The sequence below is a fragment of the Pseudoalteromonas sp. Z1A8 genome (assembly GCF_011378855.1).
In the GTDB taxonomy this organism is placed as follows: domain Bacteria; phylum Pseudomonadota; class Gammaproteobacteria; order Enterobacterales; family Alteromonadaceae; genus Pseudoalteromonas.
In genome coordinates, this window is the sequence record NZ_WTLB01000104.1 from 1 (window position 1) to 2,826 (window position 2,826).

General features: G+C 48.6%; 1 rRNA gene. It reads right to left on the minus strand.

Going from position 1 to position 2,826, the window contains the following annotated elements:
• Positions 1 to 2,611 (minus strand): 23S ribosomal RNA (locus GQR55_RS19715); the annotation flags it as partial.
• Between the last annotated feature and the right edge of the window lie 215 nt (positions 2,612 to 2,826).

Below are 2,826 nucleotides of genomic sequence, written 5' to 3' on the forward strand. Positions count from 1 at the left end.
CCACGGCAGATAGGGACCGAACTGTCTCACGACGTTCTAAACCCAGCTCGCGTACCACTTTAAATGGCGAACAGCCATACCCTTGGGACCGACTTCAGCCCCAGGATGTGATGAGCCGACATCGAGGTGCCAAACACCGCCGTCGATATGAACTCTTGGGCGGTATCAGCCTGTTATCCCCGGAGTACCTTTTATCCGTTGAGCGATGGCCCTTCCATTCAGAACCACCGGATCACTATGACCTACTTTCGTACCTGCTCGACGTGTCTGTCTCGCAGTTAAGCTGGCTTCTACCATTACACTAACCGTACGATGTCCGACCGTACTTAGCCAACCTTCGTGCTCCTCCGTTACTCTTTAGGAGGAGACCGCCCCAGTCAAACTACCCACCAGGCACTGTCCGTAACCCCGATTCAGGGGCCAACGTTAGAACATCAAAACTACAAGGGTGGTATTTCAAGGTTGACTCCACAACAACTAGCGTCGCTGCTTCAAAGTCTCCCACCTATCCTACACATGTAGGTTCAATGTTCAGTGCCAAGCTGTAGTAAAGGTTCACGGGGTCTTTCCGTCTAGCCGCGGGTACACAGCATCTTCACTGCGATTTCAATTTCACTGAGTCTCGGGTGGAGACAGCGTGGCCATGGTTACACCATTCGTGCAGGTCGGAACTTACCCGACAAGGAATTTCGCTACCTTAGGACCGTTATAGTTACGGCCGCCGTTTACCGGGGCTTCGATCAAGAGCTTCTCCCTAAGGATAACCCCATCAATTAACCTTCCGGCACCGGGCAGGTGTCACACCGTATACGTCATCTTGCGATTTTGCACAGTGCTGTGTTTTTAATAAACAGTCCCAGCCACCTGGTCACTGCGGCTCCCGTCCGCTTAGAGAGCAAGTCTCATCACAGATAGGAGCGTACCTTCTCCCGAAGTTACGGTACGATTTTGCCTAGTTCCTTCACCCGAGTTCTCTCAAGCGCCTTAGTATTCTCTACCTGACCACCTGTGTCGGTTTGGGGTACGATTCCATATAATCTGAAGCTTAGAGGCTTTTCCTGGAAGTATGGCATCAGCAACTTCATCACCGTAGTGACTCGTCTCGTGTCTCAGGTTTAATGTCTGTCCGGATTTACCTAAACAAACGCCCTACTCACTTTCACATAGACTACCAACGCTATGCTTGCTTAGCCTGCTCCGTCCCCCCATCGCAATTATATCGAGTACAGAAATATTAATCTGTTTCCCATCGACTACGCCTTTCGGCCTCGCCTTAGGGGTCGACTTACCCTACCCTGATTAACATGGGATAGGAACCCTTGGTCTTCCGGCGTGGGAGTTTTTCACTCCCATTATCGTTACTCATGTCAGCATTCGCACTTCTGATACCTCCAGCATACCTCCCGGTACACCTTCAACGGCTTACAGAACGCTCCCCTACCACTCAGAATAAATTCTGAATCCGCAGCTTCGGTGCATAGTTTAGCCCCGTTACATCTTCCGCGCAGACCGACTCGACCAGTGAGCTATTACGCTTTCTTTAAAGGATGGCTGCTTCTAAGCCAACCTCCTGGCTGTCTGGGCCTTTCCACATCGTTTCCCACTTAACTATGACTTTGGGACCTTAGCTGGCGGTCTGGGTTGTTTCCCTCTTCACGACGGACGTTAGCACCCGCCGTGTGTCTCCCGGATATTACTTTACGGTATTCGGAGTTTGCAAAGGGTTGGTAAGTCGGGATGACCCCCTAGCCTTAACAGTGCTCTACCCCCGTAAGTATTCGTCCGAGGCTCTACCTAAATAGATTTCGGGGAGAACCAGCTATCTCCCGGTTTGATTAGCCTTTCACTCCTAGCCACAGGTCATCCCCTAACTTTTCAACGTTAGTGGGTTCGGTCCTCCAGTTGATGTTACTCAACCTTCAACCTGCCCATGGCTAGATCACCGGGTTTCGGGTCTATACCTTGCAACTATTCGCCCAGTTAAGACTCGGTTTCCCTACGGCTACCCTATTCGGTTAACCTCGCTACAAAATATAAGTCGCTGACCCATTATACAAAAGGTACGCAGTCACCCAACAAGTGGGCTCCTACTGCTTGTACGTACACGGTTTCAGGTTCTATTTCACTCCCCTCACAGGGGTTCTTTTCGCCTTTCCCTCACGGTACTGGTTCACTATCGGTCAGTTGGGAGTATTTAGCCTTAGATGATGGTCCACCTATATTCAGTCAAAGTTTCACGTGCTCCGACCTACTCGATTTCACTTAAAATGTCTTTTCATGTACGGGACTATCACCCTGTATCGTGGCGCTTTCCAGCAGCCTTCCATTAACACATAATAAGCTTAAGGGCTGTTCCGATTTCGCTCGCCGCTACTTTCGGAATCTCGGTTGATTTCTTTTCCTACGGGTACTTAGATGTTTCAGTTCTCCGCGTTCGCTTCGTTAACCTATGTATTCAGTTAACGATACCTGCAAGCAGGTGGGTTTCCCCATTCGGAAATCCTAGTCTCAAGTGCTTTTTACTAGCTTGACTAGGCTTATCGCAAGTTAATACGTCCTTCATCGCCTCCAACTGCCAAGGCATCCACCGTGTACGCTTAGTCACTTAACCATACAACCCAAACGGGTCTTTGTTTTGTGACAGTTTAACTTCGCCAGAAGTCAATATTGAATACTAAAGTAGATACCAATCAATCAACTCAAAGAGCTAACTAAATGGCACTGAATGGTACTGCTACCATTCTTTTTTTACTTTTGAAAACTCTTGATAAATACAATGTATCTATCAGAATTTTATTATCAGCTTTTCCAAATTTTTAAAGAGCA